Below are 18,652 nucleotides of genomic sequence, written 5' to 3'. Positions count from 1 at the left end.
CATGCCCTCGCCGGAGACGCCGGAGACGCCGGAGACGCCGGAGACGCCGGAGACGCCGGAGACGCCGGAGACGCCGGAGACGCCGGAGACGCCGGAGACGCCGGAGACGCCGGAGACGCCGGAGACGCCGGAGACGCCGGATCTGGCGGAAGCCGGTTGCCACGCGCTGGTGGTCGGGACGGCCACCCACCCGGGGACCCAGCTGCCTGGTCTGCCGTCTGCTCGTCGGTCGGCGCAGGACGTGGCCGAGACGCTGAGAACGGTGTGCGGCATGGGCGATCGGGTCACGCTGCTCACTGACCCGACATCACCGAGCGAGGTGCTGGAAGCGCTGGCGGCGGCGATCGTTCGGGCCGAGCCCACTCAGGAGCGGTACGAGCGCGGGACCGTACTCCTCTACTTCGTCGGGCACGGGCTGCGCGGACCCGGTCAGCAGCTGTACCTGGCGACCGCGGCGACCAAGTCCACGGCGGACACGGCGCACTCCATTCCCTACACAGAGATCGAGCGCTACCTGAGCGACGCCGCCGCCGACCCGGTCGTGATCCTCGACTGCTGTTTCGCGGGGAACGCCCAAGAGCCGGGCCGGTCGGCTGCCGCGGACCCGTTCGCCGGCGCGCGGCCCGCCGGCAGTTACCTGCTCGCGTCCGCGATGCGCAACGCCTTGGCGTATGCCCCACCGGACGCGGAGCACACCCTCTTCGGCGGCCAGTTGCTGAGCCTGCTGCGGGAGGGCGACGCGGGCGGCCCGAAGTGGCTGACGTTGGGCGGCGTCTACCGGTTGCTGGACCAGCGGCTCCAGGGCAGCGCGGCCCGCCCGTACGGCGGTGGCACCGCGCGCATGGGGGAGCTCACCCTCGCCCTCAACCGCCGGTACGAGCCGCGGCCGAGCCTGGACACCGGACGGCCGGTGTCCGACGTCCCGGATCCGGACGCCGTCTGCCCCTACCCCGGCATCCTCCCCTTCCTCCCCGAACAGCACCGTCTGTTCTTCGGCAGGGAGGAGCTGACCCGGGAGCTACTGCGGCGCGTCGAGCGGGCGGGGCCCGGTGAGCCGGTGGTCCTGGTGGGGCCGTCGGGGGTCGGCAAGTCCTCGCTGCTGCGGGCGGGGTTGAGCGTGGCCGCGGAGCAGGAGGGGCTCGGCCCTGTCCGGGTGGTGTCCGCGCTGGGTGAGCGGCCGTTCCGGGCGCTTGCCGAGGCGTGGGCTGCGGCGGTGGGCAGGGCGCCCTCCGACGTCGTACGAGATCTGGAGCGAGGGCGCTTCAGCCGACCCGTGGCCACGGGGGCGAGGGCCGGGCGGGCGCCGCGCGTCCTCGTCATCGACCAGCTCGAGGAGTACTTCACGCTCTGCTCGGACGCGGCCGAACGCGAACGGTTCGCCGCCGCCCTCATCGCGGGAGCGGACGAGGAGTGGGGCGAAAACCGGAACGAGGGCGGGGGCGGCCCGCGTCTCGTCCTGGCGCTGCGTGCCGACTACTACGGCGACGCCCTGAGTGACCCCCGTCTGGCGCGCGTCGTGCGGACGGGCCACTTCGCCGTGCCCGCGCTGGACGACGAGGAGGTCGAGGCGGCAATCGTGGGCCCGGCGCAGTACACGGGCCTGCAGTGGGAGGAGGGCGTACCGCAGCTCCTGCGGCGCGACGTGAACGAGGAGCGGCACACCGCGGGCGACGCCGCGGCGCTTCCCTTCCTGGCCTTCGCCCTGCCGGAGATCTGGCTGCGGCGGCAGGGAACCACGCTCACGTACGCCGGGTACGCCGCCGCCGGAGGCATACGGGGGGCCGTGGCCGGGGCCGCCGAAAGGATCTACGAGGCTCTCGACGAGACCGGCCGCGCGGCTCTGCGGAACCTCCTGCTGGCCATGGTGCATGTGGCCGACGGCGAGGGGCGGTTGGTGCGCCGCCGGGTGCCGCCGGAGGAACTGACCGGGAGCGAGGACCTGCTGCGCCGGCTCGCGGACGCCCGCCTGGTTGTCGTGGACGAGGAGGGCGGGGCCCAGCTCGGCCACGACTCGCTGCTGCACGCGTGGGGGAGGTTGAGTGGCTGGATCGACGAGGTGCGGGACGACCTGCTGAGGCTGCGGAGGCTGACCGCGGCGGCGGAGGGCTGGGCCGAGGCGGGACGGAAGCCGAGCGGCCTCTATCAGGGCGACGCCCTGAAGGAGGCGAAGCAGCTCACGACGGACGATACCCAGGCGGCCCGGGGAGCCCGGGCGATCGCCGCAGGCTCGGCCATGGCAGCCGCGCCGGCGGTCGTCCGAGTTCCCGTCCGCCGTGTGGTACGCGATTTCGTCACCGCGAGCGACCGCGCTCAATGGCGCCGACGCGTCGTCACGCGGGCGTGGATCGCCGGTCTTTCGGCCCTGTCTCTGGTGGCCGCCTCACTCTTCGGGTGGGCGTTCTACGAGAACCGGCAGGCGGCGAGCCGGGAGAAAAGCCTGATCGCCAGGGAACTGGCCGCCCAGGCCGACACGATGCGCGAACGCGACCCGCAGACCGCGCTCCGCCTCAGCCTGGCCGCGTACCGCACCGCGGTTACTCCGGAGACCCGCTCCGGCCTGTACACGGCGGCGACGACCGTCACGCCGACCGTCCTCGTTCCGAAGGAGCCGTACCGCAAGCCGGTTCTCAACGTCGCCTACAGCCCGGACGGCAAGACCCTGGCCGCGAGTTACAGGGGTGGCCGGGTCCAGTTGTGGGACGTGGCCGAGCCGACCAGGCCGGTGGAGGCGGACCGGTTCACGCTGAAGAGCGGTTCGGCCATCGCCTACCATCCGCGCTCACGGTTGCTGGCCGCACAGTCGGCTGACGAACTGACGCTGTGGGACACCGCCAACCCGCAGAAGCCGAGGCGGCTCTCCCTGATCCGGTTCGCCCACGGTGTGACGTACACGCTGGCGTTCAGCGCGGACGGCCGGACTCTCGCGGCGGGCCGTCAGAAGGGGCAACTGCAGCTGTGGAACGTGAGCGACCCCGCCCACCCCACGCTGCGTACGCAGCGGACGATCGCCTGGTCGGAAGTGATCTCCGTGGCGTTCACCCGTGACGGACACCATCTGATCACGGGCAACGGCAACGGGGAGTCGAGCGACCAGCCCGCGCAGGTCCGGTTGTGGGACGTGAGCGATCCGGACCGGCCCCTGTTGCGGGACACCGAGCGGGCCGACACGGTCACGGCGGTCGCGGCCCATCCGCGGCGCGACCTGGTGGTCGCGACCGGTGCATTAGGGAAGATTGCCTGGTGGGAGGCGGCGGACGGACGAGACCTGCGGCGCGTGAGGGCGAGGCAGTACCGGGACTACTGGGGCACCGACAAGGACGGCATCCCGTCGCTCGCGTTCAGCAGGGACGGCAGGTACCTGGCGGGAGCGGACCACGACAACGGCGTCGCGTGGGCCGATGTGACCAAGAAGATGCCGGATCTGGTGGAGAGCATGACCGGGATGACCCTGCCGACGGGCGAACCGGCCCAGTCGGTTGCCTTCAGCCCGGACAACCGGTATCTGGCGGCCGGTGACGTGGGCGGAGAGGTGCGGCTGTGGCCCGACCGGCCCTGGGCACCGGCATTCACGGGCGGCATCTACGTCATGCCCCAGGCGGGGACCAGCCCGTTCACCCCCGACGGCCGGCTCGTCATCGCCTCGCAGACGGACGCGGACGGCCCCCGCACGACGAAGGTGTGGGACATTGGCGACCTTGCCGCACCGAGGGTCCGGTACACCCTGCCGAGGGGATGGGAGGCGAAGTACTTCCTCACCTCCCACAAGACGCCCGTGCTCCTGGCGCATTACTGGAACGGGAAGGGGCTGGACCACACCATCCAGCTCTGGCAGTTCACCTCTGACGGAACCCTGAAGAAGAGCCGCAGCATCCCGCTCACTGCAGACATCCCGAACATCACCGTGAGTCCCGACGGCCGTCTCCTGGCGGTGGGCTCGCAAGAGGAACCCGACATCGCGCTGTGGGACATCCGGGATCCGGCGAAGCCCGTCCGCCGGGGCGCGGTCGGGGTGAGGGCGAGCGGCGGCCTCAGGGACTCGGGAAGCCTGTGGTTCGCCGGGGCGCGCTCCCTGGCGACGGTGGAGGATGGGAAACACATCAGGTTCTGGGACGTCTCCGACCCCGCCCGGCCCCGCAAGGGCGGGCGCATCGACGACGCGGCGACGATGCAGGGCTCGATGTACAGCAGCTCGTCCCAGCTGCTCATCACCGAGGAAGCGGGGGACAACGCTCAGTTGTGGGACCTCTCCCGGCCCACGCACCCCGTCGAGGGCGGAATGCTTCCGGCCGCGCCCGGAGGCTACTTCCCCACGGGCAAAGGGGAGTTGGCGGCGACACTCCAGGATGGCACCGTCGAGTTCTGGGACGTCGCCGATCCCGTTCATCCCCGAAAGAAGCCCGGCGCCCTCCTGCTCGACCGCGCGGTCACGTCGATCACCATGACCCCCGACGGCCGCTACGCCGTGACGAGCGCCCCCTATCGCGTCTGGTCCGTCGGGAAGGACGGGCGGTGGAGCACTCCCGGGCTCGTCACACTGGAGAACGCAGGCGCGGTACACGTGCCCCCGGCGAACTCGCCCCAGGGCCCTCGATGGCTGGCTGTCGGCCAGTCCGGCAGTTCAAGCAGCGGCATGACGGGCGAAAGAACCTACGTGCTCGGCTTCGACACCGACCGCTTCTACGAGGCCCTGTGCAGGTCCTATCCCCTGAGCGTCCCGGAAGACCAGTGGGAACAGCTGTTCCCCCACCTGGCCTACCGCACGTCCTGCGGCTGACGCCGGGCGGTGTTGTGGTGAAGCCCATCCCGCATTCCCCCAGACCCTGGTGATGCGGAGTTGAGGTGGGCCGCCGGGCGAGGTGGCAGCGCGCTCCTTTTCCCAGCGGCCTCTTCCGAACCCACGGTGCGGCGTTACTGACCTTTTCGGCGTGATGTCGTTGGGGGCTGACGGTGTGTGATCGTCGCGGTATGCCGGTTGTGTGAGATATCCGCAGGGTGGTGGGCTGACGCCTGAACGGCAGGCGTTTCGCGAGGGGATCCGGATGGAGGCCGCCGAGCGATTCGCTGCCGGTGCCTCGCCATCGAGCGCGACGAGGAGGCCGTGGCGGGCTGGGTGAAGGAGACCTGGCCGCAGGTGGAAGGTCCGTGGCGGCGCTCGACGCCCGGCTGTGCTTCGAGGACGAAGCCGGCTTTTCGATGACGCCGCCCACCGCACGGACCTGGGCCAGGCGCCGAGTGCACGACTCCTACCAGCGCAGACTGAAGGATCTGCCGCTCGCTGGGCAGAGCGTCGTGATCCATCTGACGGTCCGGCGCTTCATCTGCAGCACGGACAGTTGCCCCGCGCCGCACGTTCGCCGAGCCGTTCGCGCAGCTGACCACCCCGTACGCACGCTTCACCATGCGGCTCAACCACGCCCTGGAGCGCGTCGGGCTTGCGCTCGCCGGACGGGCCGGCGCCCGGCTGGCCGCCCAACTGGGCTTCCATGCCGGACGGATGACCTTGCTGCGCAGGGTCATGGCGCTGCCCGACCCGCAACCCAGCACTCCGCGCGTGCTGGGCGTGGACGATTTCGCGACCCGCCGAGGGCAGACCTACTCCACCGTCTTGACCTGCGGAGAAACCCATCGTGTCGTCGATGTTCTCCCGACGCGCGACTCCGGACCGCTGGCCGCGTGGCTGGCCACCCACCCAGGCGTGGAGATCATCTGCCGGGACAGGGCGGGCGCCTACGCCGAGGGCGCTCGACTCGGCGCGCCCGCCGCGATCCAGGTCGCTGACCGGTTCCACCTGTGGCAGGGCGTCGGCCGAGCCGTGGAGACCTGCGTCGCCGCCCACCGCGAGCGCCTGCGCATCCCAACGCCGTCCAGGAGCATGGACGTTTACTCATCCAAGGACAACCCGGTGCGCGTTGATCCAGCCCCTGACGGTCGGCGGGCACAGGGCAAGAAAGCCGCGCACGCCTTGGTCCGCGAATTGCTCGCGCAGGGCCACTCCCGCCGGGCGATCGCCCGCCACCTGGGCTGGGGCCTCAACACCGTGCTGCGATATGCGCGTGCCTCGCACTGGCAGGACACCCTGCGCGAGAACCGGCCCCGACCCACCAGGCTCGACCCCTACAAGCCCTATCTGGAGCGGCGGTTCGCCGCGGGATGCACGAGCGTCACCCGCCTCCACCGCGAACTGCTCGCCGACAACGCCTCCGTCACTCACCAGATGGTCCGCGCTTACATCGCCACCCTGCGCGCTGCCCCACCGCAAGCGCCGCCTCCTCCGCCAACAGTGCGGCAGGTCACCGGCTGGCTCACCCGACACCCCACGGCCCTGAGCGAGGACGAACGCGCAGCACTCAAGGATGTCCTGGCCCGCTGCCCCGAACTGGACACCGCCGCCGGGCACGTCCGCGACTTCGGCGAGATCCTCACCCACCGCCTCGGCTCCACGCTCCCCGCATGGATCAATGCCGTCGACGCCAGCCAACTGCCCGGCCTCACCAACTTCGCACTCCACCTACTCCGAGACCTCGACGCCGTGACCGCGGGCCTCACCCTGCACTGGAGCTCCGGCGGCACCGAAGGCGCCGTGAACCGCATCAAGAAGATCAAAAGGCAGCTCTACGGGCGGGCCGGATTCGAACTACTCCGCAAGATGATCCTCCTTCAGTAACCCTCCGCGACCGCTCCCCAAGATCTGTGCCAGAACCGAGAAATGACGTCACTTCGTGGGACGGCCCGCCGCCGGTGAGGGCAGAGGGCCGTCGAGGCGGGGCCTGCAGGTGTCAGAACCCGTCTTTGAACCTTTGATCAGGGCGAATCAGCTGAACGTCTGGTCCTCGGTGAGTGCCTGGCCGGCCTTTTCAGCCGCTCCCGAGTGGGCCCATGCGTCACCTGCGCCAGAACAGGTGGTGCGTCACGCCGCTCGGGCTGGGCACGACCTCCAGGTGAAACCGGTCGAGCAGCTCATCGGGGGACTCCCAGAGCCGTAGTCCAGACCCGAGCTTTACCGGCGAGACCACCACATGCATGGTGTCGACGAGGTCGGCGTCGAGGAACTGCCGGATGGTGGTGACCCCGCCGCCGAGCCGGACATCCTTACCCTGTGCCGCTTCCCGCGCCCGTTCGAGGACCGTGGCCGGGTCGCCGTCGACGAAGTGGAACGTGGTGTCGGAGAGCGTGAACGACGGACGCTTGTGGTGGGTCATGACGAACACCGGGGTGCGGAACGGGGGCTCCTCCCCCCACCAGCCAAGCCAGTCATGGTCCTGCCAGGGCCCGCGCTGGGGCCCGAACTTGTTGCGGCCCATGATCTCGGCACCGATGTTGCGTGCGAAGTCCCGCGTGAAGTAGTCGTCGAGGCCCCGGCTCCCCCCGGGGTCGGTGCGCATGGGCCAGCTCGCCGTGGCACCGGCCCAGGCGAACAGTCTCCCGGGATCGACGTGGCCGAACGGACTCTCAAGGCTCTGGTCCTCACCGGCGCCGATTCCGTCACTCGAGACAGTGAAGTTCATGACTCTCAGCAGTTGATCCACGTGTTTCCTCGTCTGGTCCTGTCGCGTCATCGTGTGGCGAGGCGCCGCACATCATGATGTCGAATGGGACGCGGCCGGATCGACAGCGGCCCGCAACTTTCTTCCAAGGCGCGTCAGGAAGTAGATCCGCGGGCCGTGTGGCCGTGGCGCACGCGGACGGCTCCGCGATTCAAAGGCGGGGTCTCAGCCGGCCTTGGCGGGTTCCTCGGCCCGGGCCCGGGTGGAGGCGAGCCGGTAGGAGTCGGTGCCGGTCTTAGTGGAGGCCGCCCCGCTCTCCCGGGCCGGTTCCGCGTGCTGTCCTCCCGGATCTGGCATGAGCCGCCCGTCGCGGGCGGCTGGTATGCCGCCTACCGGTGTGTGTGCGAGCTGGTCGTGGTGTCCGGCGGACCGGTAATCGCCGCGAGTTGCAGCTTGGTCTCGTCCGAGCTGCCGGGCACGGCAGTCATGATCACAATCTTGAGCTCGGAGTCACCATCGGTCAGCACATCGCAATCCACCGTGATCAGCCCCACCGAGGGGTGCTCGATCGTTTTATGGTCCTCACGGTGAGCGGCCACTGTGCCGCTCACCCACAATTCGGCGAACCGCTGGTTGCCCGCGCGCAATACCCGGATCAGCTCTGCGAGGCGCGCGTCGTGCGGGAAGCGGCCGGTGGCGCGGCGCAGATCGGACACGACAGCGGCGTCGGTGGCGTCCCGGTCCACTTCGGTCACCGGCCAGAGCCCGAGGCGAACAGGATCTGCGCTTACCGGGAACCGCTCGCGGGCGAAATTGCGCAGATGCGGTGGCACCGACGAGGGATCGCCGAACAGCGCAGCCCAACTGCGGTTCCGCCAGATCAGCTGCCAGTCCGCCGCGAACACGGCGACTGCGACGTCCCCGAGCCGGGTGAGGACACGGTGCACTCCGGGTGTGATGTGGCCGGAGATCGCGCCGTCTACCGGTGGGGCGAGCTGGGCCAGCCGGTACAGATGATCCCGCTCGGCGGTGGACAGCTGCAGGGCGCGTGACAAAGACGCGACCACCGGCGCTGAGGGCGTCGTGGCCCGGCCCTGCTCCAGGCGCACGACATAGTCGACCGAGACACCGGCGAGGTCGGCGAGCTCCTCGCGGCGCAGCCCGACCGCGCGCCGTGCCCGACCCACCGGCAGTCCCGCGGCCGACGGGGGCAGCCGTTCCCGCCAGGTGCGGATCATTGCCCCCAGCCCGGCCTCCGGTGTCATCGTCATGATGTCCATCGTCCTGCATCCTCGGTCATCAAGGTGATATCGAGGGTGGTACTGCTGCTCCTACTGTTGAAGCGTCCCTGGCGGGGTTGCCGCGGGTGTACGCACTATGAACGCATGACGATCATCTTCATCGCAGGAGCGAACAAGGGGCTTGGTCGCGAGACCACTCACCGCCTCATCGAACTCGGTCACACCGTGCTGGTCGGAGCCCGCAACCCCTAACAGGGCGCGGAGGCAGCCCCCACGCTCGGCGCACGGTTCGCCCCCATCGACGTCACCGACGACGCGTCCGTCACCGCTGCGGCTGCGGATGTCCCCGCACACAGTCAATAAAGGGCAAACCGCCCATCAAGTAACGCAATGGAAGGCACGCCATGACCGGCACCACCCCCGGCGGAACTCTCACCCTCGCCGACGACCTGACCATCAGCCGCATGGGATACGGAGCCATGCAGCTTGCGGGACCCAACGTGTTCGGGCCGCCCAAGGACCGGGACGAGGCCGTCGCGGTACTGCGAGAGGCCGTCGAGCGGGGCATCACTCACATCGACACCAGCGACTTCTACGGACCCGCCGTTGTCAACGAAATCATCAAGGAGGCCCTGCACCCCTACCCCGCGGACCTGCGCATCGTGACCAAGGTCGGCAACCGTCGCGGCGACGACGGCAGCTGGAACATCTCGCGGGACCCCCAGGACCTCAAGGCCCAGGTCCACGAGAACCTCCAGCACCTGGGCCTGGACACGCTCGACGTGGTGAACCTGCGCCTGGGCACCAACGAGGGGCAGACGGACGAGGAGCCGATCGGCGACATGTTCGGCGCACTGGCCGAGCTGCAGCAGGAAGGCCTGATCCGCCACCTCGGACTCAGCGCCGCCTCCGAGGCCCAGCTCACCGAGGCGCAGACCATCGCCCCGGTCGTCACGATGCAGAACCTCTACAACCTGGCCAACCGCCAGGACGACGCCCTCGTCGAGCGGTGCGCGGCACAGAACATCGCCTTCACCCCGTTCTTCCCCCTGGGCGGCTTCTCCCCGCTGCAGTCACAGACCTTGACCGATGTCGCCGCACGCCTTAACGCCTCACCCCAACAGGTCGCCCTGGCCTGGCTGCTGCAGCGCTCGGCCACCATCGCCCTCATTCCGGGCACCTCCTCGCGCACCCACCTGCGCCAGAACATCGCCTCCGCCGACCTGACGCTGCCGACGAACGCGGTCTCCGAACTCGACACGATCGGCAGCTGACACCAAGCAGGGAAGACCCCAGTCGGCATCGGACTCAAGGCGGTGGCGGCGACGAGCTCGGCGCGATGGTTGCGATACGCGCACGGAGATCAGACCGCAGCACCCAAGTCCTTTAGCGCCTGCTGTCGCCGGGCGCGAGCAGGCTGGTGACTTCGGCGATCGCCTCCGCCGAGGGATGGAAGCTCAGTGGTCTCCGCCGCGGGCAGGACCTCGGCCAGTACCACGTCCTCCGCCGGATGGCCGTCCCGGTTGGCGTTGCCCGGCGGTTCGGATCCCCTGGGGGACGCCTTCGCCGCAGGGGGTCAGGGGGTGAGCTCTTGGTGGCCTATGACGGAGAGCAGTTCCAGTTTGCTGTGGCTCTCCGTGCCGGGACGGGTGGTGAGCACGACCAGGGTCTGGGCACGGTTGTCGGTGAAGAGGACCTGGCCGTCGACGTCGATGCGGCCGAGCTGGGGGTGGAGGATGGTTTTGCTTTCGTCGTAGCGCAGGGCGACCTCCTGAAGTTCCCACAGCCGGACGAACTCCGTACTGCGTTCTTGGAGCTCGGCGAAAATACGAGCGGCTCGGGAGGTGTCGCTGCTGTTGGTCAGCGCGGCCCGCAGCCGTGCCGCCTGGGTGCGGCCGTGATGCTCGTGGTCCTCCTCCGGGTAGTACGCGCGCTCGGCCGGGTCGGTGAACCAGCGGTAGTAGGCGCTGCGGGCCAGCCCGGTGTGCTGGGTCTGGTCGCCCAGCAGCGCGGTGGCGAGGCGGTTCTGCGCGAGGGTGTCGGCCAGGTCGGACAGGACCAGCGCCGGGGAGTCCTCCAGCCGGTCCAGGACCCGCATCAGGGTCGGCGCGACGTGCTCGGAGCGGAGGAAGCGGGCCGGCGCGTTGTGGCCCATGAGCGAGAAGAGGTGGTCGCGCTCGTCCAGGGTCAGGCGCAGCGCCCTCGCCAGGGCGGCCGCGATCTGTACCGAGGGCTGCGGGCCGCGCTGCTGTTCCAGCCGGGTGTAGTAGTCCGTGGACATACCGGCCAGCGCGGCGACCTCCTCGCGGCGCAGCCCCTGGGTACGCCGACGCGGCCCCTCGGCCATTCCCACGTCCCGCGGGCGCAGGGTCTCGCGCCGCCGGCGCAGGAACTCCGCCAGCGCTTTCCTGTCCATGCGCTCCATGGCTCCCATGGTCGCCCCTTTCCTCCTGCCCAGCCAGGGACCAGTAATCCATGGCTGGGCACCCTGGCGGGGCACGATCCGCTACGACCGGAAGGGGCGGGCAGGGACAGCCGATCCCTGGACAACCGGTCCTCTCCCGCCCCGGCGGAGGCGCTCCTACGGTCGACCTGTGGGCCGCTCACGGGCCCACGACCAGCGAGAGAGAGAAATCCCCGCATGAACCTGACGGGCAACACGGTCCTGATCACCGGCGGCACCTCGGGCATCGGCCTCGGCCTCGCCGTACGCCTGCACGAGTCCGGCAACAAGGTGATCGTCGCCGGACGGCGCAAGGAGCTGCTCGACCGGATCGTGGTCGAGCATCCGGGCGTCGAGGCGCTCGCCCTCGACGTCACGGACCCCGCGTCGATCGCCCACGCCGCCGAAACGGTCAGGGCGAACCACCCGGAACTGAACGTCCTGGTTAACAACGCGGGCATCATGCTGCGGGAGGACGTCCTCAACCCCGCCGACCTGCAGATCGCCGAGGACCACGTCACCGTCAACCTGCTCGGCACGCTCCGGATGACGTACGCCTTCCTCCCGCTCCTGATCGGCAAGGCCGACGCGGCCGTCATGAACGTCTCCTCCGCGCTGGCGTTCGTACCGCTGCCGATCACCCCGACGTACAACGCGACCAAGGCCGCGCTGCACTCCTTCTCGGACAGCCTGCGCGTGCAGCTCGCCGACCGTGGGGTCCAGGTGATCGAGGTGGCCCCGCCGGGTGTGCGGACGGCCATGTTCGGCCAGGAGGACGCCGAGTCGTCCATGCCGCTGGACGACTTCCTCGACGAGACCCTCGGCCAGCTGCGCGACAACCCCGAGGCCAAGGAACTCGTCGTGGAGCGCGCCCGCTTCGTCCGCGACGCGGAGGCCAACGGCAAGTACGACGAGGTCCTGGCCCTCCTCAGCAACCAGCGCTGAGCTCGTACTCCTTCAGTACGGAAAGGCCCGGTGGATACAGAATGCAACCCACGAACGACGACACCGTCGAGATCACAAGAGTCCTGTCGCTGCTGAACCACCTCATGGACGATCACGAGATGGACCGCCTCGGCGAGTGCCTCACCGAGGACGCCTTCTGGGACGGGACCGTGTTCGGCTTCGAACCGGCCATCGGCCTGAAGGCGATCGTCTCCGTCCTCAGTGCCGAGGGGCACGCCCTGGCCCATCACACGACGAACTTCGTCATCTCGGACGGCCCGGGCGAAGAGGTCCATGTCCGGTCCAAGGGCCTGGGGCTCCGGGCCGACGGCTCGGTCGTGAGCGTCGTCTTCATGGACGACCTGCGGCACACCGCCGACGGCTGGCGCATCTCCAAGCACGTCATCCACGTCAAGTGAAGGCAGGAGCCGTCTGCCGCAGCCCCGACGCCGACTGCGTTGGGGCCGGACCCGGTGCGCCGAGCCCTGGTTCGGTCGCCCTTCGTGACGACCGCCCCTCTTCAAGTGAACTGGGCCGAGCTCCACCGGCTCCAAGACAGCTCCCAGGCGGATGGGGCGGCGGCAAATTGATCAACGGGAGGAGAAGACATCTCATCCCTATCCCGGCATCCCTGTGCCCATTCGTTGAACTCCTCCGGACAGGCCTCTGGGGACCACTCAGTCGACGAAGTCGGCGATGAGGGTGGCGAATTCGTCGGGGGTGGTCAGCCGGATGCCGAGGGTTTCGGCCTTGGTGCGTTTGGATCCGGCGCCTTCTCCGGCGACGACCAGGGTGGTCTTCTTGGAGACGCTGGAGGAGGAGCGGCCGCCGGCGCGTTCGATGAGTTCGTTCATCTGGTTCCGGCTGAGCTTCTCCAGTGGGCCGGTCATCGCGCCGGTCACGACGACCGTCATTCCGGCCAGCGGCATCGCCGCCACCGCCGCGCACCGCGAGCCCGCGCCGCCGCGCCGGGCACATCGCGCAGGCGGTAGAGCGACAGAACCGGGCGATGCGCAAGCTCAGCCCCCAAGCCCCGACGGCCCCCTCACCGGTGCGGCCGCCGCGCCCGCGGGGTACCCGGAAACCTTAAACCCACCACACATACGAGAAAGGACCATTTCAATGAAAGCCATTGTGGTAACCGACCAGGCAGCGGGAACGGCCGGGATGACGCTGACCAAGCGGCCTGAGCCGTCCGCAGCGATCAACGACGTCATCGTTCAGATCCATGCATCGGGCTTCGTCCCCACAGAGATGGATTGGCCATCGACCTGGACCGATCGCGCCGGCCGTGACAAGACACCGTCGATCCCCGGCCACGAGCTGGCCGGAGTGGTCACCGCCCTCGGCTACGGCACGACAGGGCTCTCGGTCGGACAGCGGGTGTTCGGCCTCGCCGACTGGCACCGTGACGGCACCCTCGCGGAGTACGTGGCGATCGAAGCACGTAACCTCGCACCGCTGCCAGGCGACGTCGACTTCACGGTAGGCGCGTCCCTGCCCATCTCAGGCCTGACCGCGTGGCAGGGGCTGTTCCAGCACGGCCGCCTCCAGGCCGGCCAGACCATCCTCGCCCACGGCGCAGCCGGAGCAGTCGGGACGATGGTCACCCAGCTCGCACGTGAAACCGGCGCCTACGTCATCGGCACCGGACGCGCCGCCGACCGTGAGAAGGCACTCGACTTCGGCGCACACGAGTTCGTCGACCTCGAGAACGATACGCTCAAAGACGTCGGCAGCGTCGACCTGGTCTTCGATGTCATCGGCGGCGATGTTCAAAAGCAGTCCGCCGCCCTGATCAAGGCCGGAGGAACCCTGGTGTCCGCCGTCGGCCCGGTCGAAGCACGGCCCGCTGACGGCCTGGCCGTCGACTTCGTCGTCGAAGCCGATCGCGCCGAACTCGGTGAGATCGTGCAGCGGGTGCGGGACGGACGCCTGCGGACCAACATCGGTGACATCGCGAGCCTCGACGACGCCATCGGCGCCCTCAACCCAACCACGCGACGCCGCGGCAAGACAGTCATCCGCGTCCTGCCGTAGATGGCCATGGCGGAGATCAGGACCATGACCTGCCGGTCGGTCGGTGGCCGTCCACTGCCGGCCATCGACCGGCGCAAAGGGACCCCAGGCATTCGAACCGACAGAGGAGTTGATCACCTTGGACGGACAGGAACTGCAGAAGATCGCGAGCGACCACACCGCGGAACTGCCCGGCACCGACCAGGAGCATCGTTTCGACCCCGACTGGGAGCTCCACAAGGGGGGCGGCAAGGTCTTCATGCTCATGACCGAGATGCCTGGACGTCCCGTCGTGATCCTGAAAGCCGACCCTGACGACGCCACAGCCCTGCGTGAGCAGTACGCAGACATCACCCCCGGCTACCACATGAACAAAAGACACTGGATCACAATGGAAGGCGGAGACACCATCGACGACAAGCTGGTGAAGGAACTCGTGACCGACTCCTACCGTCTCGTGGTCGGCGGGCTTCCCAAGTCCAAGCAACCCGTGGATCCGCGCACCCACAACCGCCACGCCTGACCCTCACCATGCCCATCCTGCGACGCAGCGTCGCAGCAGTCATCTGGAGCCTCCCATGCGCGTGTTCGTCACCGGCGCCAGCGGCAGCATCGGCTCAGCTGTCGTTCCCGAGCTCATCGCCGTTGGTCACGAGGTCCTCGGCCTCGTCCGCTCTGATACCGCGGCTAAGGCCGTCGCCGCCGCCGACGGGACGCCGCTCCGCGGCGACCTCACCGACCTGGACAGCCTCCGCGCCGGCGCCGCGCAGGCCGACGGTGTCATCAACCTCGCCTTCAGCAACGACTGGAACAACCTGGAACAGGGCATCGACGAGGAAGCGCGCGCCGTGCAGACTCTCGCGGCCGCACTCGCAGGCAGTGGCAAGCCGTTCGTACATGCCGGCCTCACGCCGATGATGCCAGGCCACACCTCCACCGAGGACGACCCCGATACCACCGACGGTCCGGTCGGTGGCCGCGGCCGCACCTCCGAGATGGTGCTGGCCCTGGCCGACCAGGGCGTCCGGTCCTCTGTCGTGCGGCTGCCGCGCTCCGTGCACCAGCGCGGGGCACAATACGGCTTCTGCTCAGTGCTCATCGCCGCCGCACAGAAAACCGGCGTGTCAGCGTACGTCGGCGACGGCACGCAGCGATGGCCAGCGGTCAACCGGCTTGACGCCGCCGGGCTGTTCCGCATCGCACTCGAGGACGCCGCGCCGGGCACAGTCCTGCACGCGGTAGCCGACGAGGGCGACACCATGAGGACACTGGCCGAGGCTATCGGCGGCGTTCTTGCGATGCCGGTCGAGTCGGTGCCGCCTGAGCGCTTCGGCGTCATCGGTCGCGTGTTCGCACTTGACATGCCGTCGTCCAGTGCACTGACCCGGGAACGGTCCGGCTGGCAGCCCACCCACCCGAGCCTGATCGACGACCTCGATGCCGGCGGCTATCCCGCCCTGGGCTGACATCCTCGGGATGTCGCCAGGACCGGACAAGGTGAGTGACTACTGACCGTCCGTGTACACCGGGCCTCCCTTGCCTTCGTCCGCGTGCTCGGCGAAGGCGTTGACACCTTCGGCGAGCGGGACGTCGAGGCCCTGAGTCTCGGCGACACCCGCGGCTTCCAGGTCGAGATCGTGCAGAACAACGGCCCGTCCCTGCGCCCGAACCCCGACGGTACGGCCAAGACCGCCAGGATCCTCGTGCCCGTCTTCCTCCGGGTCAGACCGCTACAGCGAGTACGCCTGATGACGACAGCCCCGGCCGCTCCCGCTGGCGACTGCTGCCCGCACACTCCTTTCGTGTACGTACGGTGTGTGTTCCGTCGCAACGAACCTTGAGCGTTCTCGCCGAAGTCTGGTGGGTGGGCGTCCTTCTCATCGATGTTTGACCAAACCGGCCGCGAAACAGGCGCGTTGACGAATCGGAGGGCAAATGGCGGCGATCGCTCTGTACTACCCGTGGATGCACTTCCAGGACAGCGACTGGCTCAAGCTCGCGCTGCTGTCATGGGAAAGGATCGTCAGGCTTCGTCCGCGTGCGGTCGATGATCGCGACAACGAGTTAGTCCGCGAGATCCGTGGGGAGAGTGATCTGCTGCACGAGATCACTCCGAGCGAGGACGACCTGGACACGGTGGCCACCGCCTTCTTCGAACTTCTCAGCGGCGAGGAGACGGCTGTGGCGTACACCACCAGAGCACTCATGGCGATGCGAGCGGAAGATCCAGCACTCGTCGTCTCCGCGGATGACGGTGGCCCGTCCTGTCCCCTCCGTACAGCCAGCGGGCACCTGATGATCCTTTTCACCATCGGGCACTGGTATGGATCTACTGCGGCGGCACCTACGCCAAGATGTCCAACGAACTGCGGCACCATTTGGTCGAGGCAGGCCTGGCCCGCCAGGTTCACGAGCAGGACCCGTGGATCGGGCTGCACCCGAAGCTGGGCACCGTCTACCTGACTGCCCTGGCCGACGCCGTCGCCCGTCACAACGCGCTGTCACCTGTGACCGACGACCTGCGGATGCACCACGCGGTGGGTGCCCTCGACCGCCTCGCTGATCTGCTCGACCAGCCAGTGACCCGGGCCTTCCAGGACACGCAGGCCGCCTACGTCCATCTCTCGCTCCGCGCGGTGATCCGGCCCGAGAGGATCGCCGCCGTGCCCGTTTCCCGGCTGGTGGCTTCCGGCAGCGGTACGCGCCCGAGCTCGCGGCCTTCCGGACGCACATCGACTCCCTGGCAACCGAACTGGAACAGATCACCGCTGTCGAGAACGCCGAGATCGCCCAGGCCCATCTGCAGGCGCTCTACGAGCGGGCCACCGAGCCGCAACTGGACGAACTGCGCCGGGCGTTGCGCGCGTTCGGCATCGAATCGACGGTGGGCATTCTGGGATTGAAGGTGGACCTTGGGGCCGTCTCCGGCACGGCGTTGGGCGCCCTGGCCGCTTCCGGAGGCCACCCGGCGGTCGGGGCCGCGGCGGTCGCGCTCACCGTCATTCCCTACATCGCGGGCCGCATGAAGGCCCGTCAGCAGCAGCGAACCGGCTCTCCCGTGGCCTATTTGCTGGCCGCGGATCGGATGTCGAACCGCCGGTCGCCGCTGTGATTGCGCACCTGAGCACCGCGCCCGACAAGGTCGCTGCAACTGGCGCCACGCTAACGCACCCAGAACGCCGAGAGTGCGCCACGAACCTGGCCGCCAAACCGGCTCTGATCAGCCCGCTCAACCTACGATGAGAAGAAGCCCACCCGCCAGCCTTCGGTGAGAACGCTCAATCTTCGCTGCGACGGAACAGTGTGGGCTGATGCCGGGTCACGCCGGTGCGTGGTGAGGTGTTGTCAACCGACGGAATGCTGTGACCTGCTGAAACCTGACTTGGCGGAGCGCCGGTCTATGGGGCAGCGTCCAGGGCTTTGCGCCGACCGTCACCGACGACCGCATCGACCAGGCGTGGGTGTCCAGGCCGCTGGCCGGCGCCGTGTCCGGCTACCGTCTGCTCGATCAGCCCGGCGGTGCAAGCGACCACGACGGCCTGGTGTTCCAGCTCGACACCGACGCGATCGACACAGCCCGTCCGTGGGCGTACCGCTGACCTGCGAGGCGCTCTCGTTCAACCACAATGACTGGGCCAACCCGATCGAGGCCCACTTCGGCCCGCTGCGGCAGTTCACCCTGGCCAACTCCCACCACCGCAGCCACCCCAGGCAAACCCAGGCACTGCACCGCTACCTGCGCTGGCGCAACGCCAACGCCCGCCACCCCGACGTACTTGCCGCCCAACGCAAGAAACGCGCCCGCATCCGCAGCGAGAAGGGCATCCGCTGGGGCGGACGCCCCCTCAACGCCGCAGCCTGACCGACCGCGAACCGCAGCCCCGGAGTGCCGAAAGGGACAAGTTCACGAGAAGGACAGCGGCAGAAGGACGACTCAGGAGGTGGACGGCTCGATCTCCCCCGCAAAGACGATGACCTGGTCGATGAGGCTCCGCCGCAGGTGGACGACGTCCGTTCCCGCCAGGCGGGGGCCTCCATCCGGCGTGGTGAAGACCCACTGGTACCGGGCCCACTCGTCAGGCATGTCCACCGCTGAGCAGCGCACCATCGTGCCGGTCCCCGCCGGGTGGCGCCGGATGTCCAGCACGAACCGCTCGACCGCCGCGATTCCTTCGCTGCGACCCAACGGCCCCCAGAAGACCACGTCTGAGGTCAGGGCCTGGGAGAGCAGGGCAGTCACATAGCTGTCGTCCGAGGCGTTAAACGCGGAGATGAACGTGTCGATCGCGGAGCGTGCCGTCTCTTCCTGCATGCCCCAGTAATACCAGCCGTTGCGCGTGCGCTCGTCCCGCGAGCCGCCTTCCGATCACGGTGGACCATCCCGGTCACAGCACTAGGGCCTGTACGGAGTCGTGATCACCTGCTGGTACAACTCTCGTGTGGCGAGGCGTGAACTCAGCGACGACGAGTGGGCGTTGGTCGAGCCGTTGCTGCCGATCGGCGCCTGTGGCCCCTATCCG

General features: G+C 69.0%; 17 protein-coding genes and 5 pseudogenes. 15 read left to right on the top strand and 7 right to left on the bottom strand.

Going from position 1 to position 18,652, the window contains the following annotated elements; translation table 11 throughout:
• Window position 1 precedes the first annotated feature (1 nt).
• The 3 genes and pseudogenes from FPZ41_RS05785 (at window position 2) to FPZ41_RS05775 (ending at window position 6,664) form a co-directional block, all read left to right on the top strand.
• Complete coding sequence (locus tag FPZ41_RS05785) at window positions 2-4,774, top strand: caspase, EACC1-associated type (protein WP_228022488.1); 4,773 nt, start codon at window positions 2-4, stop codon at window positions 4,772-4,774.
• Window positions 4,775-5,074: 300 nt separating this feature from the next.
• Window positions 5,075-5,280, top strand: a pseudogene (locus FPZ41_RS50555) (IS630 family transposase); the annotation flags it as partial.
• A gap of 118 nt (window positions 5,281-5,398) precedes the next feature.
• On the top strand, window positions 5,399-6,664 hold the full coding sequence (locus tag FPZ41_RS05775; RefSeq protein ID WP_265584197.1) for an ISL3 family transposase: 1,266 nt from the start codon (window positions 5,399-5,401) through the stop codon (window positions 6,662-6,664).
• A 217-nt stretch (window positions 6,665-6,881) separates the two neighbouring features.
• Here FPZ41_RS05775 and FPZ41_RS05770 read toward each other — a convergent pair whose 3' ends face one another.
• The 3 genes from FPZ41_RS05770 to FPZ41_RS05765 all read right to left on the bottom strand — a co-directional run bounded on the left by FPZ41_RS05770 (window position 6,882) and on the right by FPZ41_RS05765 (window position 8,764).
• The gene (locus tag FPZ41_RS05770; protein ID WP_322619862.1) at window positions 6,882-7,526 is read right to left on the bottom strand and encodes a dihydrofolate reductase family protein; all 645 of its coding nucleotides are present in this window, start codon (window positions 7,524-7,526) and stop codon (window positions 6,882-6,884) included.
• A 183-nt stretch (window positions 7,527-7,709) separates the two neighbouring features.
• Window positions 7,710-7,841 carry a hypothetical protein gene (locus FPZ41_RS49360; protein WP_265584196.1) on the bottom strand — a complete coding sequence of 44 codons (132 nt, stop codon included), beginning with the start codon at window positions 7,839-7,841 and terminating at the stop codon, window positions 7,710-7,712.
• Between the two features lie 32 nt (window positions 7,842-7,873).
• Window positions 7,874-8,764, bottom strand: a complete 891-nt coding sequence (locus FPZ41_RS05765) for a helix-turn-helix transcriptional regulator (protein ID WP_152859783.1) — start codon at window positions 8,762-8,764, stop codon at window positions 7,874-7,876.
• 105 nt (window positions 8,765-8,869) lie between these two features.
• Here FPZ41_RS05765 and FPZ41_RS05760 point away from each other — a divergent pair.
• Both FPZ41_RS05760 and FPZ41_RS05755 read left to right on the top strand, forming a co-directional pair.
• A pseudogene (locus FPZ41_RS05760) lies at window positions 8,870-9,079 on the top strand (SDR family NAD(P)-dependent oxidoreductase); the annotation flags it as partial.
• A gap of 50 nt (window positions 9,080-9,129) precedes the next feature.
• Entirely contained in the window at window positions 9,130-9,999 is an 870-nt protein-coding gene (locus FPZ41_RS05755; RefSeq protein WP_152859780.1) for an oxidoreductase, read from the top strand.
• Window positions 10,000-10,301: 302 nt separating this feature from the next.
• On the opposite strand, the gene FPZ41_RS05750 is transcribed toward FPZ41_RS05755, so the two are convergent.
• The gene (locus FPZ41_RS05750) at window positions 10,302-11,141 is read right to left on the bottom strand and encodes a helix-turn-helix transcriptional regulator (protein WP_152859854.1); all 840 of its coding nucleotides are present in this window, start codon (window positions 11,139-11,141) and stop codon (window positions 10,302-10,304) included.
• 225 nt (window positions 11,142-11,366) lie between these two features.
• Between FPZ41_RS05750 and FPZ41_RS05745 the strand changes: the two genes are divergently transcribed.
• Window positions 11,367-12,113: an SDR family oxidoreductase gene (locus tag FPZ41_RS05745; RefSeq protein ID WP_152859778.1), complete on the top strand. Its 747-nt coding sequence runs from the start codon at window positions 11,367-11,369 to the stop codon at window positions 12,111-12,113.
• 41 nt (window positions 12,114-12,154) lie between these two features.
• Window positions 12,155-12,532, top strand: a complete 378-nt coding sequence (locus FPZ41_RS05740; protein ID WP_152859776.1) for a nuclear transport factor 2 family protein — start codon at window positions 12,155-12,157, stop codon at window positions 12,530-12,532.
• A 258-nt stretch (window positions 12,533-12,790) separates the two neighbouring features.
• On the opposite strand, the pseudogene FPZ41_RS05735 reads toward FPZ41_RS05740, so the two are convergent.
• Window positions 12,791-13,078 (bottom strand): annotated as a pseudogene (locus FPZ41_RS05735) (BRCT domain-containing protein); the annotation flags it as partial.
• 157 nt (window positions 13,079-13,235) lie between these two features.
• Between FPZ41_RS05735 and FPZ41_RS05730 the strand changes: the two are divergent.
• The 5 genes and pseudogenes from FPZ41_RS05730 to FPZ41_RS05710 all read left to right on the top strand — a co-directional run bounded on the left by FPZ41_RS05730 (window position 13,236) and on the right by FPZ41_RS05710 (window position 16,595).
• On the top strand, window positions 13,236-14,153 hold the full coding sequence (locus FPZ41_RS05730) for an NADP-dependent oxidoreductase (RefSeq protein WP_152859774.1): 918 nt from the start codon (window positions 13,236-13,238) through the stop codon (window positions 14,151-14,153).
• Between the two features lie 118 nt (window positions 14,154-14,271).
• Complete coding sequence (locus FPZ41_RS05725) at window positions 14,272-14,655, top strand: MmcQ/YjbR family DNA-binding protein (RefSeq protein WP_152859772.1); 384 nt, start codon at window positions 14,272-14,274, stop codon at window positions 14,653-14,655.
• A 55-nt stretch (window positions 14,656-14,710) separates the two neighbouring features.
• Window positions 14,711-15,598 carry an SDR family oxidoreductase gene (locus FPZ41_RS05720; protein ID WP_152859770.1) on the top strand — a complete coding sequence of 296 codons (888 nt, stop codon included), beginning with the start codon at window positions 14,711-14,713 and terminating at the stop codon, window positions 15,596-15,598.
• A gap of 51 nt (window positions 15,599-15,649) precedes the next feature.
• Window positions 15,650-15,850: pseudogene (locus FPZ41_RS05715) on the top strand (hypothetical protein); the annotation flags it as partial.
• A 217-nt stretch (window positions 15,851-16,067) separates the two neighbouring features.
• Window positions 16,068-16,595: a hypothetical protein gene (locus FPZ41_RS05710; protein WP_152859768.1), complete on the top strand. Its 528-nt coding sequence runs from the start codon at window positions 16,068-16,070 to the stop codon at window positions 16,593-16,595.
• Between the two features lie 148 nt (window positions 16,596-16,743).
• Here the strand turns inward: FPZ41_RS05710 and FPZ41_RS05705 are convergent, their stop codons facing one another.
• Entirely contained in the window at window positions 16,744-16,932 is a 189-nt protein-coding gene (locus FPZ41_RS05705) for a hypothetical protein (protein WP_152859766.1), read from the bottom strand.
• Between FPZ41_RS05705 and FPZ41_RS05700 the strand changes: the two genes are divergently transcribed.
• From FPZ41_RS05700 to FPZ41_RS05695, 3 genes and pseudogenes are all read left to right on the top strand, one after another.
• On the top strand, window positions 16,864-17,244 hold the full coding sequence (locus FPZ41_RS05700; RefSeq protein ID WP_322619875.1) for a DUF6236 family protein: 381 nt from the start codon (window positions 16,864-16,866) through the stop codon (window positions 17,242-17,244). The two genes, FPZ41_RS05705 and FPZ41_RS05700, sit on opposite strands and share 69 nt — an antisense overlap.
• A gap of 349 nt (window positions 17,245-17,593) precedes the next feature.
• Window positions 17,594-17,731 carry a hypothetical protein gene (locus FPZ41_RS46855; RefSeq protein WP_194235996.1) on the top strand — a complete coding sequence of 46 codons (138 nt, stop codon included), beginning with the start codon at window positions 17,594-17,596 and terminating at the stop codon, window positions 17,729-17,731.
• Window positions 17,732-17,763: 32 nt separating this feature from the next.
• A pseudogene (locus FPZ41_RS05695) lies at window positions 17,764-17,994 on the top strand (IS630 family transposase); the annotation flags it as partial.
• 72 nt (window positions 17,995-18,066) lie between these two features.
• Here FPZ41_RS05695 and FPZ41_RS05690 read toward each other — a convergent pair.
• Window positions 18,067-18,444, bottom strand: a complete 378-nt coding sequence (locus FPZ41_RS05690) for a nuclear transport factor 2 family protein (RefSeq protein ID WP_100602404.1) — start codon at window positions 18,442-18,444, stop codon at window positions 18,067-18,069.
• Window positions 18,445-18,652 lie beyond the last annotated feature (208 nt).

Origin of the sequence: Streptomyces acidicola, from assembly GCF_009377235.1 — a bacterium.
GTDB lineage: Bacteria > Actinomycetota > Actinomycetes > Streptomycetales > Streptomycetaceae > Streptomyces > Streptomyces acidicola.
The sequence above is the reverse complement of the archived record's forward strand: the minus strand, read 5'-3'. Positions and strand labels throughout refer to the sequence as shown.